Origin of the sequence: Pseudomonas sp. NFPP02, assembly GCF_900119355.1 — a bacterium.
GTDB lineage: Bacteria > Pseudomonadota > Gammaproteobacteria > Pseudomonadales > Pseudomonadaceae > Aquipseudomonas > Aquipseudomonas paracarnis.
In genome coordinates, this window is record NZ_FPJI01000028.1 from 1 (window position 1) to 4,597 (window position 4,597).

The window sequence follows — 4,597 nt, forward strand, 5'->3', positions numbered from 1 at the left end:
GTCACTGCAATGGACTGCCGGAGAGACCCTCACCCTCGGTAGCGGTTACGACACCCACATGGCGACAGGAGGCAGTTTGCGCATGCATAGCGGCCAGGCCATCGGCTACCTTGCCGGCGCGCAAAAGGCCGAGGGTATTGGGTTGGCAATGATCGCCAGCGCCGGGCCTGTGGATGTGCAGGCGCAGCGAGGTGATATCAACCTTAGCGCTCAAGACGAGTTGAAGATCATCTCGATCGATGCGGAGGCGGAAATGGCGGCGGGGACAACACTCCATCTAGCGGTGGATGGGGGCGCCAGCCTGACGATGGAAGGCGGCAACATTACGTTTGCCTGTCCGGGGACGATCAAGGTGTATGCCAGCAAAAAGCGCTTTAACGGACCGCAGGAAAAATTCTTCCCGCTGCCGCAGTTTCCGCAGGGCATCTGCGTGGAATGCCTGCTTAAGGCAATGGAAACCGGAACCCCACTCGCTAACAAAAACGCATAATCGAGTTGAGCATGTCATTACCTGACCCGATCCAAACATCTACTACGCGTTCAAGCAGCTTTTTGCATTGGATAGACCCCTACCCTACAGGGGCACTGCAAATATTAATCACCGCCTTACCAACCAGTAATGTGTACGCGCTCATCGATCGAGCGTTCGACACTACTTTGAGTGCCGGGCTAAAGCATCGTTTCCCGCACTTGGCTCAACAGTCTTTGTTCAAGGAGCTGTACACAGGAACTGGCCTGGCTGCCTTGAGTCCCTGCTTGGTAGAAATACCGGACATTCCGCAGGAGCGCCTTGAACTCATCACCTACCTGATGCGTGCCAGCAACGGAAAACCGATGCTCAGCTTCCTGTCAGCCGAGAAGATGTCACTACTCGAACATCTGCACAGTCAACTGGAAGCAAAAGACAATCAAGGCAGAGGTTTTTTACTTCGCCTTGCCGACACGCGTGCACTGGACCTATTACTGAAAACACTGACCCAACCACAACGTGAACGACTGCTATTCGACGGCCTGCAATGGTGGTATTGGCGTCGAGACGGAGAGCTCCGCCACATCCAAGGAAGCAGAGCAGTAGGTGATTACAGCCCGACAATCAAACCTTATCAATTCGATAGCCGACAGATACAACTGATGGCCAACGGTGCGCGTGCCGATGGCTTGCTGTTCTGTCTGCGAAAAAACGCAGAGATATTTGGGCGACTGTCAGGCCGTCCTTCAGCCGCACACAGATGTATTCAGGAAATTTTAGACAGTCACGACTCAGAGCAAGTACATGACGCTGTTGTGTTTCGCCAGATGCTTGAGTCGCTTTGCCGCAATGGTTTGCTTTCGCAAGCTTAAGAATAGGACGGTGATAATTCAATGATGAAAGAAAATTCTAGGCTATGGCGGTGGTCGATCACTGCTGCCGCGCTGTTGTTCGCTGTACTGGCGTTCGTCGTGTTCAAGCCAAAGCCTTCAACGCAAGATTCAGAAATCGGCCTGTCTGTTTCTATCCTCAACTACACGGATCAACCTCTCGGTGTGGTGTATGTCAATGACAGTTGGGCCGGCGGGATGCTGATTCATGGTGGAGGCAACTCTTTTGCAGGCAGCGCGAGTTTACCGAGAAAGTGGCGCCCAGGACTAACTGTAAGGGTCGACTGGCGAGATGACGCGCTTTATCAGAAAGATCAAGAAGCGTTGTATAGCGCCATGGTCCCAGTTGCTCCCTACACGGGCAACTCCCCCAGCATTTTATATGTGGCCTTTTTCCCGGATCAGAAAATCAAAGCATTTCCTACCAGCTTTAGTCCTGGACACCCGGAGTTCCCGGAAGGTCTGCAGCGTCCAGACATACTTTGTAAAGCAGCCCCTGTTTGCAAAGCAAAATTCTTCGATTGAGTCTGCTGAGGGATTTGAATATGCAGCTAGAAAAACTAGGCGAAAACCCGAGCGCGTTGTTGCAGGACGAGCAAGCACAGTTTTTATCAAATCAAGACATCAGCAATAACATGGAGTGCTGTACCTCGTTGCATCTCGGTTTTTTCTTCGACGGAACCAACAACAATAAAGAGCGAGATACTCCAAAACAGGCTCACAGCAACGTTGCTCGACTATTCGACGTATTCGAAGAAACATCTAACACTGTGAAAATCTATGTTCCAGGCGTTGGCACCCCCTTCCCAAAAGAAACAGGCGATACAGGGCGAGGTTACCATGCACGAGCAGGGCTAGCAGCCGGCTGGGGTGGAGAGGCCAGAATAAATTGGGCGTTGCTACAGCTTTCAAATCAACTGTATCGATATTTCGAAAAAACCACCTTGAGCGACGCCAGTAACATCCAAGATGTCGACTTGGTTAAAAAGATCTCCACCGACATAAATCTCCCTCAGACAGCTCTGAAAGGTGCCGGTACCACCGAGGTCGAGCAACTGAATAACGCCGGCACGCTTGGCACCATCGGTAATATTATTGACACTGCCTATATCGAGCCGCGACACAGACAACGGCGTGAGCTCTTACAAGCCAGGCACGATGAACTCACCCAAAAACTAGCAAGCCGGATCGCCAGCGATAAACCAAAGCTAGTCAGCATTCGCCTCTCAGTGTTCGGGTTCTCCCGAGGCGCAGCAGAAGCTCGCGTATTTTGCAATTGGTTGTCCGATGCACTGGACAAAAATAGAACGTTGGCAGGAGTACCGGTCAATATTGACTTTTTGGGTATTTTTGACACTGTAGCTTCGGTAGGGCTTGCGCAAAGTGCCCTGCTATTTGAAGGGCATGGTGGTTGGGGACAGGAACGTTTTCTACGCGTGCCCAATGAAATCAAAAAGGTTGTTCACCTTGTTTCAGGCCACGAAGTTCGTGGTTCCTTTCCGCTAGATATAGTGGGCGATCATCCTAACTGTATTGAGTTGGTATATCCCGGTGTGCATTCGGATATTGGAGGAGGTTATCCACCCGGTGATCAAGGCCGCGGATGCAGCACCAATGATGCACCTGACGATGGCAGCAAACTGTCTCAAGTGCCGCTTGCAAAAATGTATCGCAGCGCAGTGGCAGCAGGTGTCCCACTCAATGCGAGCAACCCACGTCTTGCTCCTGAGATAAAAAATGCATTCACAATCAGTCCAGCACTTCGTCAATCCTTCAATGATTACGTTGCTATCGTCAATGCCATGACACCCAGCAACGCTAGTACAACCCAGGCTGCCAATATTCAATACGGACTCTACCTACGCTGGCGTCGTCTTCGCGCCGCTAACAACTCCAACGCCTTGGAGCAACAACCATTTTTTTCGCGGGCGAAAATCAACAGCCCACAAGACGCTGAAGACTTGCGGCGGGCCAATGATGAGCTACGCCGGGAAGTGGTGGTTTTAAGCGAGCGGGAAAATGATCTTGTTTACTCTGATGGTTGGATGGCACGGACTCTATTGCAATCGATGCCTGCCAGCGCGCTTTCTAGTGAAATAGAACGAGCGATATGGGGTGAGAAAGTCCGGCAATGGCGCGAAGTAAAACCTTTCTGGGAATACGAAAAGGCACTTAAGCCGGAGATCATCCGCCTGTTCGACGACTACGTGCATGATTCGAGAGCATGGTTCAAACCTTTTGGCGCTACAAACGAAGATGTGTGGAAGCACAATCAAACTATTCGCATGAAAAAGCTTATGCAGCAGGAGGCCACCTACCGACAGTATCAAACCGAATTCGAGCGCGACGCCAAAGCGGCCATTAAGCGGTACGCGCCCTACGATGAAGGTGGTTACGGCGATGTCGCTCCCTCACCTGTGTGGGGATTGGACCGGATCGACCTTGATCGTTATCTCAAGGACGGTAGCCTACCCGTTGAACCAGACGGACGAGAAACTAGCTCCATATGGGGATACCTACGCTGGCGGACTCACTACTCGCCTGAGGATACGCTGGTTGAGAAGGCCCAGCGGGCTTGGAACAAAGCGAAAAATGCCACAAACGAAGTTATTGATGGCGCTCGCAAACGCGTGACCAACGCGGCGGCGGATACGGCCCAAGAGGTAGCTGATACTGTGATGGAGGAAGCTGGAAAAACGGTAAAGCGGATTATAAACAGACAACCGTGGCGTTAACTGATCCGCTAAGGATGAGCTCAAAAAATCCAGATCAAACAGTGCTGCACACCCAACGTTGGCGCCCTACCCTCGAAGACGGTACAGGCCAACGCCTGAATCCACGTCCGACCGCTCACGGCCCACAGACCGCGCTGGTCGTTGGCCCCGAGGGTGAAACCACGCCCGGCAGCGGTGGGCCACTGCACTGTGATGCACTGGGTCGCGTCCGGGTGCGCTTTCATTGGCAGGCCGAAAACGACCGCGGCGCTTGCTGGGTTCGGGTCGGTCAAGCGTTCGCTGGCAAGGGCTTCGGTGCGCAGCTCCTTCCACGCATTGGTCAGGAAGTGCTGGTGCATTTCGTCAATGGCGACATCGACCGGCCGATCATCTCCAAGGCGCTGTATAACGGTCGCGGTGAAGGCGGCGTTGCGCCCACCCCGGGCGGCGCCCCAGGCGAAAGCAATCTGTCGGTCTATGCAAAGGCCACCGATGAGCATCCCAGCGCCGAAGCCAATCTGGCC

The 4,597-nt window shown here is 53.0% G+C and carries 5 protein-coding genes; all 5 read left to right on the top strand.

The annotated features are described in order from the left end of the window. The coding region (locus tag BT204_RS26825) for a DUF2345 domain-containing protein (RefSeq protein WP_139271559.1) at window positions 1–490 on the top strand (490 nt) is incomplete at its 5' end. An 11-nt stretch (window positions 491–501) separates the two neighbouring features. After that, complete coding sequence (locus BT204_RS26830) at window positions 502–1,341, top strand: DUF4123 domain-containing protein (protein ID WP_054921276.1); 840 nt, start codon at window positions 502–504, stop codon at window positions 1,339–1,341. Between the two features lie 21 nt (window positions 1,342–1,362). Further along, window positions 1,363–1,884, top strand: a complete 522-nt coding sequence (locus BT204_RS26835) for a DUF3304 domain-containing protein (RefSeq protein WP_054921278.1) — start codon at window positions 1,363–1,365, stop codon at window positions 1,882–1,884. Further along, a complete protein-coding gene (locus BT204_RS26840) occupies window positions 1,860–4,094 on the top strand; it encodes a T6SS phospholipase effector Tle1-like catalytic domain-containing protein (protein ID WP_139271560.1) in 2,235 nt (744 codons plus the stop codon). Before BT204_RS26835 ends, BT204_RS26840 begins: the two co-directional genes overlap by 25 nt. Window positions 4,095–4,135: 41 nt before the next feature. After that, window positions 4,136–4,597, top strand: a 462-nt coding sequence (locus tag BT204_RS26845) for a phage baseplate assembly protein V (RefSeq protein WP_239695928.1), incomplete at its 3' end; no start/stop codon positions are given.

Bases quoted from the DNA above. Each gene is read 5' to 3' on its own strand.
- BT204_RS26835 (WP_054921278.1), top strand. From the start codon at position 1,363: ATGATGAAAGAAAATTCTAGGCTATGGCGGTGGTCGATCACTGCTGCC.
- BT204_RS26830 (WP_054921276.1), top strand. From the start codon at position 502: ATGTCATTACCTGACCCGATCCAAACATCTACTACGCGTTCAAGCAGC.